At 70.6% G+C, this 19,927-nt stretch carries 15 protein-coding genes; 11 read left to right on the top strand and 4 right to left on the bottom strand.

From position 1 onward, the window contains the following. Position 1 precedes the first annotated feature (1 nt). On the bottom strand, positions 2 to 1,159 hold the full coding sequence (locus ACZ6Q9_RS23630) for a hypothetical protein (RefSeq protein ID WP_396829579.1): 1,158 nt from the start codon (positions 1,157 to 1,159) through the stop codon (positions 2 to 4). A gap of 68 nt (positions 1,160 to 1,227) precedes the next feature. After that, positions 1,228 to 2,355 carry a hypothetical protein gene (locus tag ACZ6Q9_RS23625; protein WP_393456852.1) on the bottom strand — a complete coding sequence of 376 codons (1,128 nt, stop codon included), beginning with the start codon at positions 2,353 to 2,355 and terminating at the stop codon, positions 1,228 to 1,230. A gap of 177 nt (positions 2,356 to 2,532) precedes the next feature. Between ACZ6Q9_RS23625 and ACZ6Q9_RS23620 the strand changes: the two genes are divergently transcribed. From ACZ6Q9_RS23620 to ACZ6Q9_RS23610, 3 genes are all read left to right on the top strand, one after another. Beyond that, entirely contained in the window at positions 2,533 to 3,339 is an 807-nt protein-coding gene (locus ACZ6Q9_RS23620) for a DUF2249 domain-containing protein (protein WP_393263491.1), read from the top strand. A 133-nt stretch (positions 3,340 to 3,472) separates the two neighbouring features. Further along, positions 3,473 to 3,922, top strand: coding sequence for a hemerythrin domain-containing protein (locus tag ACZ6Q9_RS23615; protein ID WP_396829578.1), 450 nt, complete (start codon positions 3,473 to 3,475; stop codon positions 3,920 to 3,922). A gap of 243 nt (positions 3,923 to 4,165) precedes the next feature. Further along, on the top strand, positions 4,166 to 4,873 hold the full coding sequence (locus ACZ6Q9_RS23610) for a hypothetical protein (RefSeq protein ID WP_396829577.1): 708 nt from the start codon (positions 4,166 to 4,168) through the stop codon (positions 4,871 to 4,873). 276 nt (positions 4,874 to 5,149) lie between these two features. Here ACZ6Q9_RS23610 and ACZ6Q9_RS23605 read toward each other — a convergent pair whose 3' ends face one another. Beyond that, on the bottom strand, positions 5,150 to 5,293 hold the full coding sequence (locus ACZ6Q9_RS23605) for a hypothetical protein (RefSeq protein WP_393456840.1): 144 nt from the start codon (positions 5,291 to 5,293) through the stop codon (positions 5,150 to 5,152). A gap of 366 nt (positions 5,294 to 5,659) precedes the next feature. Between ACZ6Q9_RS23605 and ACZ6Q9_RS23600 the strand changes: the two genes are divergently transcribed. Then, entirely contained in the window at positions 5,660 to 8,983 is a 3,324-nt protein-coding gene (locus tag ACZ6Q9_RS23600; protein ID WP_396829609.1) for a beta-N-acetylglucosaminidase domain-containing protein, read from the top strand. A 20-nt stretch (positions 8,984 to 9,003) separates the two neighbouring features. On the opposite strand, the gene ACZ6Q9_RS23595 is transcribed toward ACZ6Q9_RS23600, so the two are convergent. Continuing rightward, on the bottom strand, positions 9,004 to 9,777 hold the full coding sequence (locus ACZ6Q9_RS23595) for a GntR family transcriptional regulator (protein ID WP_396829576.1): 774 nt from the start codon (positions 9,775 to 9,777) through the stop codon (positions 9,004 to 9,006). Between the two features lie 158 nt (positions 9,778 to 9,935). Between ACZ6Q9_RS23595 and ACZ6Q9_RS23590 the strand changes: the two genes are divergently transcribed. The 7 genes from ACZ6Q9_RS23590 (at position 9,936) to ACZ6Q9_RS23560 (ending at position 19,826) form a co-directional block, all read left to right on the top strand. Continuing rightward, on the top strand, positions 9,936 to 11,210 hold the full coding sequence (locus ACZ6Q9_RS23590; RefSeq protein WP_393263483.1) for an ABC transporter substrate-binding protein: 1,275 nt from the start codon (positions 9,936 to 9,938) through the stop codon (positions 11,208 to 11,210). Next, positions 11,189 to 12,139: a carbohydrate ABC transporter permease gene (locus ACZ6Q9_RS23585; RefSeq protein ID WP_393263481.1), complete on the top strand. Its 951-nt coding sequence runs from the start codon at positions 11,189 to 11,191 to the stop codon at positions 12,137 to 12,139. The genes ACZ6Q9_RS23590 and ACZ6Q9_RS23585 overlap by 22 nt, the downstream gene beginning before the upstream one ends. After that, a complete protein-coding gene (locus tag ACZ6Q9_RS23580) occupies positions 12,140 to 13,039 on the top strand; it encodes a carbohydrate ABC transporter permease (protein ID WP_393263479.1) in 900 nt (299 codons plus the stop codon). Next, on the top strand, positions 13,036 to 13,971 hold the full coding sequence (locus ACZ6Q9_RS23575) for an N-acetylglucosamine kinase (RefSeq protein WP_393456834.1): 936 nt from the start codon (positions 13,036 to 13,038) through the stop codon (positions 13,969 to 13,971). Before ACZ6Q9_RS23580 ends, ACZ6Q9_RS23575 begins: the two co-directional genes overlap by 4 nt. An 86-nt stretch (positions 13,972 to 14,057) precedes the next feature. Continuing rightward, positions 14,058 to 15,212, top strand: a complete 1,155-nt coding sequence (locus tag ACZ6Q9_RS23570; protein WP_393263475.1) for a hypothetical protein — start codon at positions 14,058 to 14,060, stop codon at positions 15,210 to 15,212. Continuing rightward, a complete protein-coding gene (locus ACZ6Q9_RS23565) occupies positions 15,205 to 15,954 on the top strand; it encodes a sugar isomerase domain-containing protein (protein ID WP_396829575.1) in 750 nt (249 codons plus the stop codon). The genes ACZ6Q9_RS23570 and ACZ6Q9_RS23565 overlap by 8 nt, the downstream gene beginning before the upstream one ends. A gap of 662 nt (positions 15,955 to 16,616) precedes the next feature. Further along, entirely contained in the window at positions 16,617 to 19,826 is a 3,210-nt protein-coding gene (locus ACZ6Q9_RS23560) for a LamG-like jellyroll fold domain-containing protein (protein WP_396829574.1), read from the top strand. The last annotated feature ends 101 nt before the right edge of the window (positions 19,827 to 19,927 follow it).

Raw genomic sequence — 19,927 nt, 5'->3', positions numbered from 1 at the left:
GTTACCTCCGCGCGGCGAGTAGGACCCGCACGGCCGGCACGAGGAACTGCACCAGCGCGGCGAGGACCAACAGTGAGGTGGTGATGCGAACGAACGGGGGACTCGGCAGCGCGAACACCACGAGGGCCGCGTTCGCCATCGCCACCCGTTGCGGCCAGTTGCGGTCGAGGATGGCGATGCGGCGCCGCGCCGGCCCCGGTCCGCCACCGAGGACCACCGGCAGCAGGTAGCTCAACGACCCGATGAGGACCTGCGCGACGAAGCCGGCCAGCAACGGGACGAGCACGATCCCGAAGCGCCCCGCCGCCGCCTCCGGCCCGGTGCTGGCGAGCAGGGTCGCGGTGTCGACGGCGAGCGCGACGAGCAGCCAGCCGGCGGCCGCCGCGATCGACCAGGTGGCGAAGGAGGCGGGCGGCCGGGCGCGGGCGGCGGTGATGGCGGGGCGCAGCGCGGTCAGCGCGCCGAGGACGAAGAGCACCAGGCCGGCCCCGATGACCGTACGCCACCAGGCGAGTAGCCCGACGCCGAGCAGGACGAGCCCGGTGGTCAGCAGGGGCAGGGCGAGCGTGGCGGCGCGGGCGGCGCCGGCGGCCATCCGGGCGCGCAACACCGTCGGCCAGAGCGTCAGCAGCGTGCCGAGGACGGTGAGGGTGACCCAGCCGAGCAGGTTGACGTGGGCGTGGAAGAGCGTCAGCCGGGGACGGGTCGCGTCGTCCACCACCAGTATCCAGGCTCCGACCGGGATACCGACGCCGATGGCGAGGGTCGCCGCGAGGTAGTAGTGGACGGTGACCGTGAACCGGCCGGGCAGTGCGGCGCGCAGGCGGCCGGCCAGCCAGTGGGCGTGGGCGGCGATCGCGGTGAAGACGAGGGCCGCGCCGGCGACTCCGGCCCACGGCCGGCCAACCAGGGCGCCGAACAGCACCGCCAGCACGCCGACATTGAGTACGGCGAGACGGGCCGTCTCCCCGCGGCGGTTCGGCGGTGCCGGGGCGCGCAGCACGGCGACGGTGAAGTGGGCGCCCCACACCACGATCGCGTTGGTCACCGCCCCGAGCAGGAGAAGGTGGATCGCCAGCCAACGCCAGGAGGGCAGGAACGGGTGACTGAAGGCGAGGACGACCAGCCCGGCCAGGTACGCCATCGGTAGCGCGGTCACGCGCCGGTGCCAGCCGGCCCGACCGGTCCCCGTCGCCCCAGGCGTGGCCGCCCGGTCCGTCAGGGCCATCACCTCACCGCCATCGGAACGGGTCGGGTCGGCGACGCGTCCCGGTTTCGGGGCGGTCGCAGCGAAGACACCACCGCGAGGCCGACGAAGGCGAGGACCGCGAGGACGTTGGCCACGCCGGCCCCACGCCACACCGGCTGCACCCGCAGGGCGTCACCGATGACGACCCGCACCAGGAGGGAGGCGTGCAGCAGCGCCAACGGCGCGTACAGCAGGCGCTGGTACGGCAGGGGCCGGCGCAGCACGGCCGGCAGGATCACCGGGGCGTGCACGAAGATCATCGACATGGTGAACCCCAGGAAGACGGCGTGCAGGGTGGCGTCGTAGCGGGGGCCGTCAGCGCTGGCGCCCGCCCCGGCCCAGAGCAGGCCGGCCAGTCCCAGCCAGGCGTAGCCGGCGAGCAGGCCCAGCGCCACGTACCGGGGCAGACCCCGGCTCCGGACGGTGCGGCGGGCGACGTCGAAGGCGGCGAGCCAGGCCACCACGGCGAGCAGTCCCGCGCCGAACAGGTACGGGCCGATGCCGGGCCAGACGGCGGTGGCGGTCACGCCGGCCATCAGTGCCGACAGGGCGCCGAGGAACCACCGACCGGCGCGTGGGGGCAGCGCCACACGCGCCAGTTCGAAGCGTTCCCCCGCGATCGTGGCCACCACGAACGTGGCCAGCCACGGCACGATCTCGGCCACGGTGAGTCCGGCGAGCCAGAGCAGTGTGGCGGCGTACCAGGCCAGCGCGCCGGCAGCCTGGGCGAACAGCGCGACGCCCGGCTGACGCCGCCAGATCTGCCGGTAGACGCCGAGCAGGAGGACCGAGGCGACCATCAGCAACAGGCGGGCGGTGAGGCTCGGCCCGGTGAGCACCAGCAGCAGGGCGCCGCCGCCGGAGCAGGCCGGCGCGAGCAGGGCCCAGCGGTCGCCCAGTGCCACCGCCCGCTCCAGGGCGATCAGGGTCCCGACGAAGCCGAGGACCATCAGCGGCCCGTGCACCTCTGCCAGCTGTCCCGGGGGCGCGGGCACCCGGGTGCCGAGCAGCAACAGGGCCGCGTACAGGCCGGTGAGCAGGGCGACCCCGCCAGCGGCGAGGGCTGGCAACCGCCAGGCGACGGGTATCGGCCGGGGCGTGGTCATGACCGGAGCCGATGGCAGGGAGAGCCGCACCAGGTTGCGGATCGCCACCCCTGGCTCTGGGTGCCGAGGGCCCGACGGCGGGGAGTGCCGATCGTCTCCCCAACCGGCCCTTCTCCACGGGTTTTCACGATGGTTAACGTTACAACGTCAAACGGCATCAAAACCCGGGAGGGCGCCATGTCACAGTCGGAAGCGACCGCGGACCGCCAGGCGGCCGAGGCGGTCGTACGGCACCACGCCGCACTCGCCACCACACTCGACACGCTGACCAACCACCTGGTGGAGGCAGCCGGCCGCGGCGACGACGCGGAGGCGATGCGTGCTCGCGACGAACTCGTCCGGTGGCTGCACGCCGAGCTGCTGCCGCACGCGCACGCAGAGGAGGCCGCCCTGTACCCCGCCGCGGCGGCACTCGCCGAGGGGAAGCTGCTCGTCGACGGCATGCTCGGTGAGCACAAGGCCATCGTCGGGCTCGTTTCCGAGCTGGCCGGCCTCACCCGCGCGGTACCCGCGGCAGCGGCCGCCAGCGCCCTCGCCGCGCTGTTCGCGGTGCACCTCGACAAGGAGAACCACCTGGTCGTACCGCTACTGGTCGGAGCCGCGGACGTCTCGCTCGCGGGGTTGCTCGCCGGCATGCACGACCTGCTGGGCGAGGCGACGCCGGCCGCCGGGGGCGGGTGCGGCGGCGGCTCCTGTGGCTGCGGCGGGGACGCCCCGGCCGGCGCAGGCGCGGCGCCGGTGCTGAGCATCGACCCCCGGCTGGACGTCCGGGACCTGCCGCACGGACAGCGGCACGCCACCGCGCTCGCCGCCCTGGACCGGCTGCGGGCGGGTGACGCGCTGGTCCTGGTCGCGCCGCACGCGCCCCGGCCGCTGCTCGCCGAGATCGACCAACGCTACGGCGGCGCAGTGACGACCGAGTGGCTGCAGGAGGGCCCGCAGGTGTGGCAGATCCGGCTGAGCCGGACGCTCGCACCCCGCTGACCGGCACGACGACGATTGCGGGACGCCGGGCGGTGTGACCACCGTCCCGGCGCCGGCGGGTCTTTCGGCCTGGCTGGCCGTGCCGCGCCGGGTGGACGATCGAACCGCGCCTGGAGGAGATAGGGAGAAGGACATGTGCAACTACTGCGGCTGCCGCGACTTCCCGCTGATCGGCCGGCTGTCGGCCGAGCACGACGAGATCGCCAACGCGGCCGGCGAGCTCCGCCGGGCCATTCTCGCCGGGACCGACGACCGGCTGGCCGCCCTGGACGCCCTGCTCTCCCTGCTGCTGCCGCACACCGCGACCGAGGAGACCGGCCTCTTCGTCGAACTGCGCGAAGAGGGCAGCCTGGCCGAGGCCGTCGACAAGCTCTGCGCCGAACACGACGACATCCACGGCGTGCTCGGTGCGGTGGATCGGACGACCCCGGACTGGCCCGCCGTGCTCGCCGCCCTGGACCGGCTGCACCGGCACATCGACAACGAGGAGCACGGGCTCTTCCCGGCCGCCGTGATCGCCCTGCCCATTCCGGCGTGGGACCGGATCACCGGCATGGCGGAGGCCGATCCGGCGACGTCGTAGGTACGGGTACGCCGTGAGCCCGCCCCGACCCTTCGGACGCTCGACCCGTCAGGCAGCAGAGGTGCCGGTCGGCGCCGCCGCGCGATCCTTGTCGCGATCTTGGCGCGGAACTCATCGATTTCCACGCATGCTGACAGCCCACCTTCGACACCCTCAGCTACGCCGGACGGCGTAGCGTGATGGCGGGTTAAGTTTTGCTTATCGCGTTGCCGGTCAACGACGGAAGCTCGGTACCTTGCCCGGATGCGACACATCAAGACCGTAATCGCCGCGCTCGTCGTGGGTCCGCTGGCCTGGGTCCTGCTCGCCGCTGGACAAGGCCGGTCCCTGCGGGTGTTCGGGGATGCGCAGGAAAGCGGTGGTGCCCTCGACGCTGACGCTCTGCTCGAGCCGTTGCTGGTGCTCGCGGCTGCTGGCCTTCTGCTCGGGCTCGTCGCCACCGTACGGATTTCCCCGCTCGGCTCGGTGCTGACCGGGCTGGCGTACACGGTCAGCTACGTGGGCCTGTTGTTCAGCCCGGCACGGCTGCTGGATCTACTCGGTCACAAGCTGAGCGTGGTGGGTTACCAGATCGACCTGCTCACCCCGGTACGGACCGGGACGACGCTGCTGCTGGGCTCGCTGCTCCTGGTCGGGGTCGCCAGTGTCCAGAGGTGGCGGCGCTGGCCGCAGCCGGACGCCGATGAGTCGGCGGCCGTCGTCCCCGACAAGATCATGCCGCTGGCGTCGGAACGGGACCGCCCGCTCGGCGCGGACGGACTCCGCCCGCTCGGCGCGGACGGGCTCGGGTCGACGAAGCAGGCTGAGGATCCGACGAAGCCGGGTAGGGCCGACGAGCCGGAGCCGGTGATGGTCGGCGGTTCGCCCTGGACCGATTCGCTGCCCGGCGATTCCGCGAACGTGCCCTGGCAGTCGGGCTTTCCGGCTGTTCACCGACGACCTCGTCGCTGACTTCACGGTCACCTTCGATCTGCTCGCCAGCATCGTCGACGTCGTTGGCTGGCGGAGGGTGTGCCGAGGCCGCCGTTGTTGCGGCCGTTGTCGAAGCTGCCGATCATGCGTCGCTGGCAGATGCCGCGGTGTAGCAGCCCGGACAGCACGCATGCACTTGCTGGCGCGCGGCTTCATGGCTCCGTCGGGACGTCTCCCTACGCTGGCGAGCAGTGCCTGGACGCGGGTGAACGTCTCGTCGTCGGCCAGCGGTTCGTAGGCGAGGGCGCGAGTAGGTCACCGCTCGCGCAGCCGGGCCACCGGGTCGGCCGGCGGGACCGCCGGGCTTGAGGTCGTGGTCGACCACCTGCGCCAGACCTGTTCGAGTTCGGTGAGCATGGATGCCGCCGACCGCACCACCGTCACGTCGCCGCCGGCCAACTGCTCCTTCCGCTGTCAGCGAGCGCATGGAACAGGGCGTCCGCCCGGTCGGCGTCTTTCTCGGTCACGAGGCGCACGTACAGCCGTCCGGTTGTGCGTGCGCCTCGTTCTGCCTACGTGCTGTCGTGCCGATCGAAGTGGTTCGGCGTCGTGCCGGGCCATGGCCCCCCCGAGTCTGCGCACGACCGTTGATGCTCGGCCGCCCGCATCTGCGGTTCGCGGCAGGGTTGACGTGGCCAGGCGCGGCATGGATTCTTGTTACTGGTATAGACCGGTCTGGCTAGCTGATCTCGGTTGGGAGTGGACGACGCGGCGCAGGGATCGGGTGCCGGTCGGCGCCGCGACTATTGAAGGAGTGGAGGTGTGATGTTTCTGTCGCGTTCGTTTCGTGGCTGTCGCCGCGCCGGAATATTCGCCGGATTGGTCGGGCTCGCCATTGGGCTGGTGAACCCTCCTCCTGCTCGGGGCGAGGCCCAGGCTCCTGATCGGGTGGATATGGCCCGTATTCTTCCGGTGCCGCAGCAGGTAGCGCCGCGTCCGGGGTCCGTCGTCCTGCCCGGCGATGTCGATGTCGTCGCGGGCGCGGCCGTGGATTCGGCGGCCCAGGAATCGCTCGTGGATCTGCTCGGGGCGCACGGTGTCACGGCCAGGGTCGTCCGAACCGCGGACATGTCGACGTCGCGCCCGTTGATCCTCCTCGGCGGACCGGGCGAGACGTCGGCGAGCACCACGGTGCTGAGTGCCCTCGGGGTCGAGGGGCCAGCGGGGCTGCCCGGTGAGGGGTACGTCCTGGCGGCCGGCCACGATCGTCTCGGGCGACCGCGGATCGTCCTCGCGGGTCTGGACGGCGCCGGCACCTTCTACGCCGTTCAGTCACTGCGTCAGCTGCTCGTGTCGGAAGGCTCCCGGGTAACGGTTGACGGTGTAGCGGTGCGCGACTGGCCGGGTTACCGAATTCGTGGCGGCATGGAGTCGTTCTACGGACCGGTGTGGTCGCAGGAGGACCGGCGCTCGCAGATCGAGTTCCTGGCTCGGCACAAGATGAACCAGTTCTTCTACGGGCCTGCGGACGACCTGCGTACCGGCTCGAAGTGGGACTCCCTGTACGACGAGGCGGAACTGGGCCGGCTGAAGGAGATCGTGGACCTGGCGCGGTCGCGTCATGTCGATTTCGTGTACCGGGTCTCGCCGGAGGCGCCCTTGGCGCCCGGTCAGGGGATGTGCCACGTGCGCGAGTCCGATCGGGCCAAGCTGCTGGCCCGCTTCGCGCAGTTGTGGGAGATCGGGGTCCGCAGTTACGTCATCGCCTGGGACGACGTGTCCGGTAACTTCGCGTGCCAGGAGGACCGGGACGCCTACCAGGGCGATTCATCGCCGCTCGCCGCCGCCCAGGCCGGGGTCACCAACCTGGTCCAACGCGAGTTCATCGAGAAGCACCCCGGCGCCACCCGTCTGGTGACCGTGCCGACCGAGTACTGGGGCATGACCCGTACGCCGTACAAGAACCGGTTCGACGAGTTGGTGAGCGCCGACGTCGACCTCTACTGGACCGGGCCGGAAGTGGTCTCGCCGAGCATCACCAGGGACGACCTCCGGGCGGCGCAGGCCGCCTGGCCGCGGCACCGGATCATGCTCTGGGACAACTACCCGGTCAACGACTACAGCCCCAACCGGCTGCTGTTGGGCCCACTGGTGAACCGCGACGCCAGCATGGCGGACGACGTCATCGGCATCTCGTTCAACGAACTCGTCCAGCACCAGGAGGCCTCGCTGATCTCACTCGGCACGCAGGCCGACTACGCCTGGAACCCCGGGGCCTACGACCCGGAGCGCTCATGGACGCGCACGCTGCAGATCGTCGGCGGCGACGCCTACCAGGAGCTGCGGCTGTTCGCGGAGAACAACCGGGCCAGCGTCCTCGACAACACCGCACGGCCGCAGTTCGCCGCGCTCGTCAACCGGCTCATCGCCGAGTACTCGGCGGGCCGGCCGGTGGGCGACGAACTCGAGCAGCTCGATCGTGAGATGCGCCGCCTGGCGGAACTGCCCGCCGCGCTCCGGGCGCAGCTCGACAACCCCGCGCTGCTCAAGCAGATCGGGCCCTGGCTGGACCGCGTCGGAGTGACCGGCCAGGCAGGCCGGGCGGCCGTGGCCATCCTCCGGGCCCAGGACCGGGGGGACGGCGAAGCGGCCTGGCTGGCACGACGGGACCAGGCGCGTGCCCGTGGCATCCTCGACAGGACGTGGCACCAGATCAGCCCCGGTCCGGTCGACGACCTGCTCAGCTTCGCGGCCTCGCAGAGCGACGGCTACATCGGTGACCGCTGGTACGGCGACCTCGGGGCTCCGACGGGCCTACCGGCTGCCACCCAGGGGTCGGCGCTGGGCAACCTGACCGACCGGCGCGACGACACGGCGTACGTCGCCGCCGGCAAGCCGCAGGACGGCGACGTGATCACGGTTCCGATCACCAAGCCGCACCGGCTGTCGGCGGTGACCGTGGTGCAGGACGCGACCGCTCCCGCCGACGGCATGATCCAGGCGCTGGTCGACGGCGCCTGGGTGGATCTCGGACCGCTCGCTGACGGGTTCACCAAGGTGCCGGCCGCGGACCTCGCGGCCGGCGCGGTACGGATCCGGTGGACATCGGGCAGCGCGGCCCCGCACATCTACGAGATCGTCCCGCACTACTCCGACGTGTTCAGCGGCACCGTCTCGGTCGATCCGCCGGGATCGCTGATCGCGCCCGGTAAGACGAAGCGATTCCAGGTCACCTTCGAGGTGTTAGCGGATCACGGGATCAGTGGCCAGGTGAGCGCCACCGGCCCGGCCGGCTGGACCATCGACCCGGCGAAGCAGGTGTTCCGTGCCCAGCCGGGTGGGCGGACCATCGTCGCGAGCGTACCGGTGGAGGTGACCGTCCCGGCCGACGCCGAGCCGGGACGCCACCAGGTGACGGTGTCCTTCGCCGAGGACGGCGTGCCACCGGTGAACGTGTCGCTCCCGATCCTGGTCGGGGAGCAGAGCTACCCGAACCTCGTGACCGGGGCGAACCCGGCCGGCTACTGGCGGCTCGGCGACGCGACCGGCTCCAGCACCGCCGTGGACGGCTCCGCCAGCCAGCGGAACGGCACCTACCTGGCCGGTGCCCACCCGGGGGCCGAGGGTGCGATCACCGGTGACCGGGCGGCAGACCTCTCCGCCGGGTACGTCGAGGCGCCACGAAGCCCGCGAACCGACCTCCGGGGCGCGTTCACCCTGGAGGCGTGGGTGAAGCTCGACACGCTCGCCCCGGCGCCGGGGCAGGCGATCATCGAGAGTTACAGCGGGCCGGCGGTCAACGGGTATGCGCTGAGGGTGACAGACGGCGTCCTGCAGGCGTGGTCGCTGGGCGCTGCCGGAAAGGGGTACGGCCTGGTGACCGGCCGTACCCGGCTGTCACCGAACACGTGGCACCACGTCGCCGCCGTCTTCGACGGGTCACGACTGACCGTGTACCTCGACGGGGTGGCGGACAACAGCGTCGCGACGTCGGTGTCGCCAGGCAGCGGTACGGCGGGCGTCAAGCTCGGTGGCCGCGGAGACGACGCGAACCAGCGGCTCCAGGGCGACCTCGACGAGGCGGCGATCTACGACCGGGCCCTGACCGCGGCCGAACTCGAGGCGCACCACCTCACCGGCCTCGGCTGACCGGCCTCCCCCGATGTGCGTCAGCCCTCCGGCGACGGGGGGCTGACGTGCATCTGGATGGCGTAACGATCCCCGCGGTAGAGCGACCGGCCGAACTCCACGACCTTTCCCATGTTGTCCACCGAGATGCGCTCGATCAGGAACGCCGGGCTGTCCTTCGCGACTTCGAGCCGCTTCGCCTCGGCGTCGGTCAGCCGGGCGATGGTGACCGTCTGCCGCGCCGATTCCAGCCGCACCCCGAAGGCGCGGCCCAGCACCTCGTACAGCGAGTCGTCGCGCCCCATCACCGCCAGCAGGTTGGGGAACCGCGTCGCGGCGAGGTTGGTCCGCTCCAGCGCCATCGGGATGCCGTCCGCGGTGCGGATCCGCTCGATGTAATGGGTCGGCTCGCCCGGGGCGATGTCGAGGCTGGCGGCGACGGCGCGAGTGGCCGGGCGGGTGCGGGCGCGGTACGACTTGGCGCCCGGTGCCATGCCGCGCATCCGCATGTCCTCGCTGAACGAGCGGAAGATCTCCGAGTGGGTCAGCGTGGGGTGCTGCACGAAGGTCCCGCGCCCGGGCACCCGCCGGACCATTCTCTTCGACTCCAGCGCGTCGATGGAGCCCCGGACGGTCATCCGGGCGACGCCGAACCGTTCGGCGAGGACCCGCTCCGAGGGAAGCAGCGCGCCGTCCCGCGAGCTCAGGACCATAGCGGTGAGCACGTCTCTGATGTGCTCGCCCTTGCCGCGGTTGTGCTCCGCCAGCAACGATTCAAGCGCCCCGTCGCTCGGCTCGTGTCGCCTCCTTGGCACGGACCCGATCCCCTTTCCCCGCAGTTGGAGCCATCCTACGGGCAGTTTCCGGCCCGCCGTTGACTCGCTGCAACCCGTTGACCTCCGGTCTATACCAGTATTACGCTCGGCGCGTCCGCCAGGTCTGGAGGGTGGCGGCCACGACGATCGGAGACGAGATGCCCAGAAGATTCGGTGTGATAGGGGTGGTCGCGACACTCGCCGTCACCCTCGCCGCCTGCGCGCCGGGCGACAGCGGGGACGGTGGTGGCGACGCCGTCAACCTGAAGGTCTGGGGCTGGCGGCAGGAGGACGTCGCGGCGTACAAGAAGATCTTCCAGATCTACGAGAAGGCCCACCCGGGCGTGACCGTGGAGTACGTCCCCTACAAGAACACCGAGTACGACACGATCCTCAAGACCGGGCTCACCGATGCCAACGGCCCCGACGTCGCGCAGCTGCGCTCCTACGGGCTGCTCCAGCCGCTGGTCGGCTCCGGCAGCCTGGTGCCCCTCGACGACCAGGTCGACAAGCTGAGCGGATTCCCGAAGCCGATCCTCGACGGCGCGAAGGGCGAGAAGGACGGGCGCGTCTACGGCGTTCCGTTCGCGATCCAGACGCTGCACGTCATCTACAACAAGAAGATCTTCGCCGACAACGGCATCGCCGCCCCCACCACCTGGGCGGACATGATCGCGGGCTTCGACAAGCTCAGCAAGGCCGGCGTCACCCCGCTGGCGAACACCGTCACCGACAAGTGGATGCTGCCGATCGAGCAGGAGATCTTCGGAGCCACCACGTACGGCGGCCCCGACTACCTCACCAAGATGCTCAACGGCTCGGCGAAGTTCACCGACGCGCCCTGGGTGAAGTCGCTCGAGACCTGGCAGAGCACCCAGAAGTACTGGCCGGCGCAGGCGGCCGGGGTGAACTACAGCGACGCGCAGGCCCTCTTCACCTCCGGCCGGGCCGCCATGTTCCCTGGTGGCGTCTGGGAGCTCGCCGGGTTCAAGAAGGCCAACCCCCAGCTCGACATGGGCATCTTCAACGTGCCGCCGGCGCCCGGCGCGGCGGTCGACAAGACGCTGGTGCCCGGCTACGTCGACGGGTCGTTCGGCGTCTCGGCGAAATCCCGCCACCGGGACGCGGCGCTGGACCTCGTGCGGTGGATGGCGACGGAGGAGTTCGGCAAGGCGCTGTCCAACGAGCTTCAGCAGATCTCCCCGGTACCGGGCGCCGAGCCGCAGGACGAACTCCTGGCGCAGGCACTCAAGGGTTACCAGGCGAACCCCAGCCCGTACGTCACCTACGCGTACTTCTCCGGCGGCACACCCACCGCCTGGGACCTCGCCTCCGAGGCGTTCTCCGACTACGTCCTGGGCCGAAGCACCGCCGCCGACGTGGCCGCACACATCCAACGAGGGGTCGATCAGTGGTTCCGGCCCAAGAACTGACGGTCCGTCCTGCCCGGCGGTCACGCCGCCGGGCAGGACGGGTCTCGGCAGGGTGGATCACGTCGTTCTGCCTGCCGGCGTTCGCGCTCTACGGGCTGTTCCTCGTGGTGCCGCTCGTCACCGCCTTCTACTACGGGCTGTTCCGCTGGGACGGCACCCGCCAGGGGGAGTTCGTCGGGATCGGCAACTACCGGGAGATCCTCACCCGCTACCCGCTGAGCGACGAGATCCCCGCCGCGCTCGGACACAACGTGCTCTTCTTCGTCGGCACCATGGCGATCCAGAACACCATCGGGCTCGGCCTGGCGGTGCTCCTGCACCGCAACCCCTGGGGCAAGCGGCTGTTCCAGACGCTCTTCTCGCTCCCGTACCTGATCAGCCCGCTTATCGTCGGGTACATCTGGTCGTTGTTGCTGAGCCCCACCTTCGGCCCGATCAACTTCGCGCTCAGTGCGGTCGGCCTGGACGCCTGGGCGCGCCCGTGGCTCGGCGAGCCGGACCTCGCCCTGCCGGTACTGATCCTGGTCAACGCCTGGCAGTGGATCGGTGGACCGATGCTCATCTTCGGCGCCGCCCTGGCCGGTATCCCCAAGGAGCTGGAGGAGGCGGCCGCGATGGACGGCGCGTCGGCGACCCGGGCGTTCTGGAGCATCCGGTTCCCACTTCTGATGCCGGCGGTCGGCGTGATCACCGTGTTGACGTTCATCGGATGCTTCAACATCTTCGACCTCGTCTACGCGCTCGGCGGTTCCGACGGCGGGCCCGGCGGCGCCATGGACGTGCTGGGCCTTCTCTACTACCGGACCGCCTTCCAGGGCGGCAGCAACGCGATCGGAGAGTCGTCGGCGTTGGCCATGCTGATCTTCGTGCTCATCTTCGGCGTCTCCCTGGCCCTGGAGCGGGCGCTGCGCCGTCGGGAGGTCCACTAGATGGGTACCACCCTTCGCGTCGCACCCCGCCGGGCATCGAAGGTCGGAGCCGAGACCGTACGTTCGCGCGGCACCCGCCAGCGTTCGCTGCTGCACGGCGCGGGCAGCCAGCTCCTCCTGTGGACGTACGCCGCGATCGCCTTCGGCCCGCTGCTGCTGGTGCTGATCGGCTCGCTCCGGCCCAACGCGGAGATCCTCCGCGCGCCGGTCGGCCTGCCCAGTTCGTTCGACCTGAGCAACTACACCCGCGCGTGGCAGACCGCGTCGATCTCGACGTACTTCGTCAACTCCCTCACAGTCACCTGCGCTTCGGTGGCATTGTGCGTCAGCGTGTCGGCGATGGCCGCCTACGCCCTGGCCAGGTGGAAGTTCCGGGGCCGCGCCCTGCTGGCGGCGTTCTTCCTGTCCGGGTTGATGATTCCCGCGAAACTCGGCCTGCTGCCGGTGTTCTACATGTTCCAGTCGATGGGTCTGATCGACAGTCGGATCGGGCTGGTGCTGCTCTACGCGGCGAGCGGAATCCCGTTCTCGGTCTTCGTGATCATGGGCTTCATGCGGGGACTGCCCGGTGAGCTGGAGGAGGCCGCGCGGATCGACGGGGCGAACGAGGGCCGACTGTTCGTGTCGGTCGTCCTGCCCCTGATGCGGCCGGCGCTCGCGGTGGCAACCGTCTTCCAGTTCGCACCGACCTGGAACGACTTCTTCTACCCGTTGGTCCTGCTGCGCAGCGGCGACAAGTACACCATTCCGGTCGGGCTGACCCGGTTCTTCGGCGAGTTCGCCGCCGACCGCGGCACCCTGTTCGCCGGACTCGTGATCGCCCTGGTACCGCTGGCCGTGGTGTTCGCACTCGCGACCAAGCAGATTGTCGCAGGGCTGACCGCAGGGATGTCGCGATGACCACGACGATCACCATCGACGGCGGCAAGTCGGAACTTCGGCTGCTGCTGCGTACCCCGGAGGGCCGCCAGCTCGGCGTCGGCCCGGGCTTCTCCTACCAGCCCCACGAGGACGGCGTCGAACGGATCCTGGCCGCCGTTCGTGGCGCCGCGGCGACGATCTCCCTCCCCGCACAGGTGGCCGGCGTGGTGGCCGGCCTGACCGGCGTACCGGGGGAGCGCGCTGGACGCCGGCGTCTCGCACTCGCCCTCGAGCGGCAGTTCGGCGGCCGGGCCGTGGTCGTGGAGGACAGCATCCTCGCGCACGCCGGCGCTCTCGGCGGCCCCGGCGTACTGCTGTGTGTCGGGACCGGGACGACCGTGCTCGCGGTGGACGCCGGCGGCGACCATGCCCGGCTCGACGGATGGGGCCCCCACCTCGGTGACCGGGGCAGCGCGTACGCCATCGGACTGGCCGGCATGCGCGCCGCGACCGCGTCGCACGACCAGGTCGGGCCGGCAACGGTACTGGCCGACCGTCTCGTCACCGCGCTCGGCGGCATCGACCTGGCGTCGCTACAGCGCTACTACCGCGACCCCGCCATTGTCGCCCGTACCGCGGCCTTCGCCCGCGACGTGCTCGACGCGGCCGCGCGGGCCGACCCGGTGGCGGGGCGGATCTGCGCCCGGGCCGCGGCCGATCTCGCCGCTGCGGCGCAGGTGGCAGCCGTCCGGCTCGGCCTCAGCGGGGCAGCCCGGCGGGTGTCCTTCAGCGGACGGCTGCTGGCCCCGGGGAACGCGCTCCACCAGTCGCTGGCGGCTGAACTCGAGGCCAGGGGACTGTCCCTGGTCACACCCAGAGCGGAGCCGCTCGATGGCGGTCCGGCGCTGCTGAGCGGTGCCGACCCCTACGCACGCCTGCTGGCGGGCCACGGAACCGGTGGCGACGCATGAGGGTCGGACACGGGGTGGTGCGGCTCGAGGTCGTGCCCGGAGAACCCATGGGTGGCTACGCCGACCGCTCCGACGGCGTCCAGAACGTGCTCGACCCGCTGGAGGTCCATGCCGTCACGTTCGCCGACGACGGCCACCGGTTCGCGCTGGTGGTCGCGGATCTGATCTGCGTCAACGTCGACGTCGTCGAGCGGATCCGGAGCGCCATGCGGGACGTCGGCGTGCAGTCCTGCTGGGTCGCCGCCACCCACACCCACGCGAGTCCCGAGGCGGGCTGCAGCCCCGGCGGCGAGGCCACGCCACGCCACCTCGCCGACCGGCTCGAAGCCGCATCCCTCGAAGCCGTGCGGTCCGCCATGGCGTCCGAGCGCACCGCCGGACTCGGCTGGGTCCGCACACTGGTTCCCAAGCTGGCCGGTCGCCGCAACGTCGCCGACGCGGGCCCGCTGGACATTCCCGTCGACACCCTCACGGTCACCGCGGGCGCCGACGTGGTGGGACTGGTCGTGATCTCTCCGGTCCACCCGACCATCCTCCCCGCCGACAACAACCATGTGAGCGCGGACCTGAACGGCGGCATCCGCCGGGCGCTGTCCGCACCAGGCAGGTGGGTGGTCGTCGCCACCGGTGCCGCCGGCGACATCAGTACCCGGCAGACCCGTCAGGGGCGGGGGCTTGACGAGGTGGATCGGCTCGGGGCCTGGCTGGCCGACCGGGTACTACCGGTGCCGCCGCACGTCGGCGGGGGCACCCGGACGCCGGTACGGCCGCCGGTCTCGCGAACCGTCACACTCGCCCCCAAGCAGCCCGCGGAGCTCGACGTGGCCCTGCGGCAAGCGCCGCTGCCGGTGGGCAAGGACGAACGCATCCGCTGGGTCCTGCAACAGGGGAGGCGGATCGCGGAGGAGCAGGCGGCGCGCCGCCGCACCGAACCGTACGTCGTCGACGTGGAGGCGGTGGACCTCGACGGGGTCACGATCGTGGCCGTTCCCGGCGAGCTGTTCCTCGAGCTGGGCGAAACGATCCGTTCGGCAGCGTCCGACCAGGTGGGGGCCATCGTGGTCCTCGGCTATGCGAACGGCTACCTCGGCTACCTACCCGCCCGCGACACGCAACCCTGCTACGAAACCTATGTCAGTCCGGTCACCTCGGGCAGCGGCGAGATCGTCGTCGAGGCTGCCGTCGAAGCCGCCATCGAAGCCGTCGGCGACCGTGAACATTCCAGGAGGATCAGTGCCTGAGCCGGCCTACGCCACCATCGCCCGGAACGCGCTCGAACGGGTTCTGGCCACGGAGCTCGACGCCATCGAGGCCGCAGCCGGGCTCGTCGCCGACGCCATCGCCGCCGACGGCGTCCTACAGGCGTTCGGGACCGGTCACTCGCGGATCGTCACCCTCGAACTCGCCGGGCGTGCCGGCGGGCTCGCCGCCGTCAGCATGCTGGCGGTCAAGGATCTCGTGATGTTCGGCGGTGCCGACCCGGGGCCGATCCTCGACCCGACGTACGAGCGCGAGTCCGGTCTCGCCGAGCGGATCTACCACCTCGCCGCACCCTCCGAGCACGACGCCTTCCTCATCGTCTCCAACTCCGGCATCAACGCCGCCGTCATCGAGATGGCGACGCTGGCCCGCGAGCGTTCCCATCCGATCGTGGCGGTCACCTCACTGGCCCACACGCGCTCGGCCGGTGCACGTTCCACCGAGGGACCGCATCTCGCTGACCTGGCGGATGTGGTGATCGACAACCACGCGCCCGCAGGAGACGCGGCACTGGAGATCACCCCAGGAGTTCGGACCGGGGCGATTTCGTCGTTCACCGGAGTCCTCATCGCGCAGCTCCTCACCGAGCTGGTCTGCCGCCGGCTGTTGGCCCGCGACATCGACCCGCCCGTCCACGTATCCGCGAACCTCGCTCAGGGCGACGCGCACAATCGCGGCCTCTATGAGCGGTACCGGGATCAGGTCCGGCCGATCGAACCCTGATCCGCCACGGACGAAGGCTTCCAGGCGTCGGGGGAGACGTTCATCGGGGAAGTCCTGGTTGGGTCGGCCTGGAGCGCGGTGCCTGCGTTGCCGCTGGTCCGTTTCTCCAGGCCGCTCGCCGAACCCGCCGTGCGGGTCTCCGCGCAACGGGTTCTCCACGGTTGCTGCCGTCAGGCGTTGTCCGGCTTCGGCCGGCTACCAGACCGGGGTGGGTGCTGCGGAGAGGCGCGCAGACGACGCATCTTGACTCCGGTCTATACCAGTATTAGCGTCTGCCGCATCTGCCCGAACGCGCGGGTGGCCCTGGGCGCCGAGTGCACGCCCGCCAGCCCGCGTCGCGGTTACCGAATCGATGAGGAGCAGGGCTGATGGCTGCTAGACAAAGTACGAACCGATGGGCATGCATGGCTGCGCTCCTGGTGGCTTGTCTCGCGGCCGGGGGAGTCGTCCTGGCGCCGGTTACCGCAGCGGCGCCGGCCTCACCCCGGGCTGCGTCCGGGCCGTCAGCTGGGGACGCCATGCCTGACGGGCCAATCGGTCGTCCAGAACAGCCGGCGTTCCCCGACGGATACGTCCAGCGCGTGCAGGCGGCCCTGCGGCAAGGGACCGACACGTGGGGCGAGCAGCTCATGGCGCTGCCTGACGGCCCGACGATGGCAAACATGCGGGACCTTCTCGTACCGGCCAACCACGGCGACGACTTCTGGCACGACACCCGGTGGAACAACCTTCCATTGACATACCCGATGCCGGACCTCCAGAACTTCAGCGCGCAGCGGGACTTCAGCTTCCACTTCACCGACGGCAGCCAGATCAACTCGGACTTCGCCGACGGGCGGACTCGGCAGTGGGTCAAGTTCTACGTCGGCGACGGGACCGAACTCTACGGCTCGGCCGAGACCAGGCTTGACGAGCCGACGCTCGCCGATGGCTACCAGCCGGTGCTGCAGAACCGCTACACCGACCGCCAGGGACGGACCTATGAACGGGAGTCCTACGTCACCCGGTTCTCCGGCTCCGCTCGGCTCATGAGCATGATCCGCTTCATCGTCCGGCCGGGGAACTCCGGCCATACGTCGGCCACGCTCCGCGTCAACCTGAACGGCATGTACGTCGCCGGGGCCGTGGCTGCCGAGAACAACCTCAAGGTGGGCGACAAGCTCGCGCTCGCCTACAGCGGCCAGGCCGCGTGGAGCGCACCGGATCTGACCTACACCCTCGACCTCAGCAAGGGCCCGGCGGAGGTCCACCTGCTCATGATGAACCAGCCCCAGGCGCTCGGGACGGTCGTCATGGACAGCAGCGGATACGACGCCAGGCGGGCACAGATGATCGCCTACTGGAAGGGCCAGCTCGACACCGGGAGCGGGGTGCAGATTCCGGAGAAGTACGCCGCCGACGCCATGCGGTCCATGCTGCTGACCAACCTCGTCATGGGCTACAACCTCACGATCGGCAACGGCTACGAGCTGCCCGACGACCCGAAGTTCGCCTGGATCCCCGAGGTGGTGGCCACGGTCGGATCGCTCGGCGACTTCGGCTACGCGCCGCGCACCCGGCAGACGATGGACGAGTTCCTCGTCCGGGGGCAGTACCTTGACGGGTTCACGACCTGGGAGCGGGGCATCAAGCTCCAGGCGGCCGCGAGGTACCACCTCCAGACCGGGGACTCCGGACTCATCACGGCCCACCTGGCCACCTTCAAGGCGTGGCTCAACGACATCGCGGCCCAGCGGAGCAACGACCCCAACGGGCTGCTCGCCAAGACGAGCCTCTATTCCGACAACAGCGCACGGGCTCACGGCATCCACCACCAGGCAGACGTGTGGCGTGGCCTGCGCGACATGGGTGTCGTCCTGCGTCTCATCGGCCGCCCCGACGACGCGGCCGCCTTCACCGCACAGGCAGAAGGGCTACGCGCCGCGACCCTCGCCGCGATCGACCGGAGCAAGACCCAGTTGCCCGACGGCTCGGTCTTCGTGCCCGTTGCGCTGCTCGAGCCGAACGACTTCGACCCGGCCGGGATGATCACGAACTCACCGCAGGGCAGCTACTGGAACCTCATCATGCCGTACGCCCTGGGCAGCGGCTTGATCGATCTCAACAGCCCGGTCGGGCAGGGGCTGACGACCTTCCTCAACAAGCACGGCGCCACGTTCCTCGGGCTCACCCGGTTCAATCTCAGCGGTGAGCCGGTCGAGGCGTGCCAGACCCGCCCTGCCGGCCCGTGGCCCGCAGCGGACGGTTACCGCTCGAGCGGCGTCGACCAGCAGTACGGCTGGTCCTACCTCAAGTATCTCGACCAGATCGGTGATGCCGACCGGATCGGGCTGACGTTCTACGGCATGCTCGCCCAGGGCTTCACCCGCAACACCTTCATCGGGGGCGAGGGCGAAACCGTCGCGCCGTGCCCGATGGAGTACTACCGCTCCCAGTTCCGGGCACCCCTGTCACCGAACAACGCCACGTACCTCAAGGCGCTGCGGGGGATGCTCGTCAACGAGACCCTCGACGCCGCGGGTGTGCCGACCGAGCTCGACCTCGCGCCGGCAACGCCCAAGCCGTGGCTGTCCGACGGCCAGACGGTCGGGGTCACCAAACTGCCGACCCTGTTCGGCCCGGTGACCTACTCCATCACCTCGGCCGTTGCCCGGGGCACGATCGAAGCCACGGTGACGCCCCCGCCCGCCGCGGCGGGTCGCCCCGGGCTCCAGCAGGTCAAGCTGCACCTACGACTGCCGGCCGGCTACCGGCTGGAGGCCGCGACCGCCAACGGCGCGGCAGTCGCCATCGAGGGCGACGCCGTGACGGTGCCGGGCACAGGGACGACGACCGTTCGAGCTACGGTGTCGCGCGTCAAGGTGGGCCAACTGTCCCGGGCGCAGGTCGTTGCGACCGAACTGGCGACCATGGTCGCCCCGGGGGCGACGACTGATCTCGGGATGCTCGTCGAGATGTCCGGGACCGCAGTCGTCCAGGGCCGGATCTCGGTGGACCTTCCGAACGGATGGACGCCATCGTCCGAGCAGATCCTGTTCACCCGCAACGCCAGGAACGGGCTCGCTTGGCAGCAGGTCCGTACGCGCGTCTCGGTCCCGGAGAATGCGGCGCCGGGTGACTACCGGATCGTCATGACCGCCCGCCCGGATGGCGGGGAGCCGAGGGCGTTCACCACGACCGTGACGGTGGCCAGGCCGGCTCCCGGGACCTACGCCGACCTGGTGCGGGCCGACGGCGCCGTCGGTTACTGGCGGCTCGACGACAGCGGGGCGACAGTGCTCGACAGGTCCGGGCACGGCAACAACGGGGTCGTCCGGGGATCCGTGGTCCAGGGCCAGCCGGGGCCGCTGGCCGCTGGGAACAGCCGGTCGATGAGCCTTGAGGGCGGCTACATCGAGGTACCCGACTCGGCAAGCCTGAGCCTGACCGGCCCCTATGCCCTGGAGGCATGGGTCTACGTCCGGGAGGGCGGCGACCAGGGTGTGCTGGAGAAGTACGACTCGCCCGCCCGTAACGGGTACCTCCTGCGCCTGGGTGCGAAGAACCGGCCGGCGGCGATGAACCTCTCGGACTCCCTGTCCACCACCGGTCCGGTCGGTGCCCCCGTGCTGCAGTGGGGCTGGCACCACCTGGTGTCCGTCTTCGACGGCTCGACGCTCAAGGTCTATCTCGACGGCACCGAGCGCGCATCCGTGCCGATCAGCCGGGTGCCGACCGATGGGGCTGCTTCGCTGAAGATCGGGGCACGAGGGGATGACGCGGCGAACCGCTTCGGCGGATGGATGTCCGAGGTCGCCGTCTACGATCGCGCGCTCACCCCGGACATGGTGAAGGCCCACTACGTCAAGGGTGTGACGGTCGTGGGGCGGTGAAGCCTGTTGATCAGCCGGCCTGTAGCCATTGACGAATCTCGATGGTCTAGTCCAGTATTTCATAGCCGGTGCGTACCTACCGCGCGCTACGGCCTCCAGTC

It is taken from the genome of Micromonospora sp. NPDC049139 (assembly GCF_055586845.1).
This window is presented reverse-complemented; position numbering and strand designations above follow the sequence as displayed.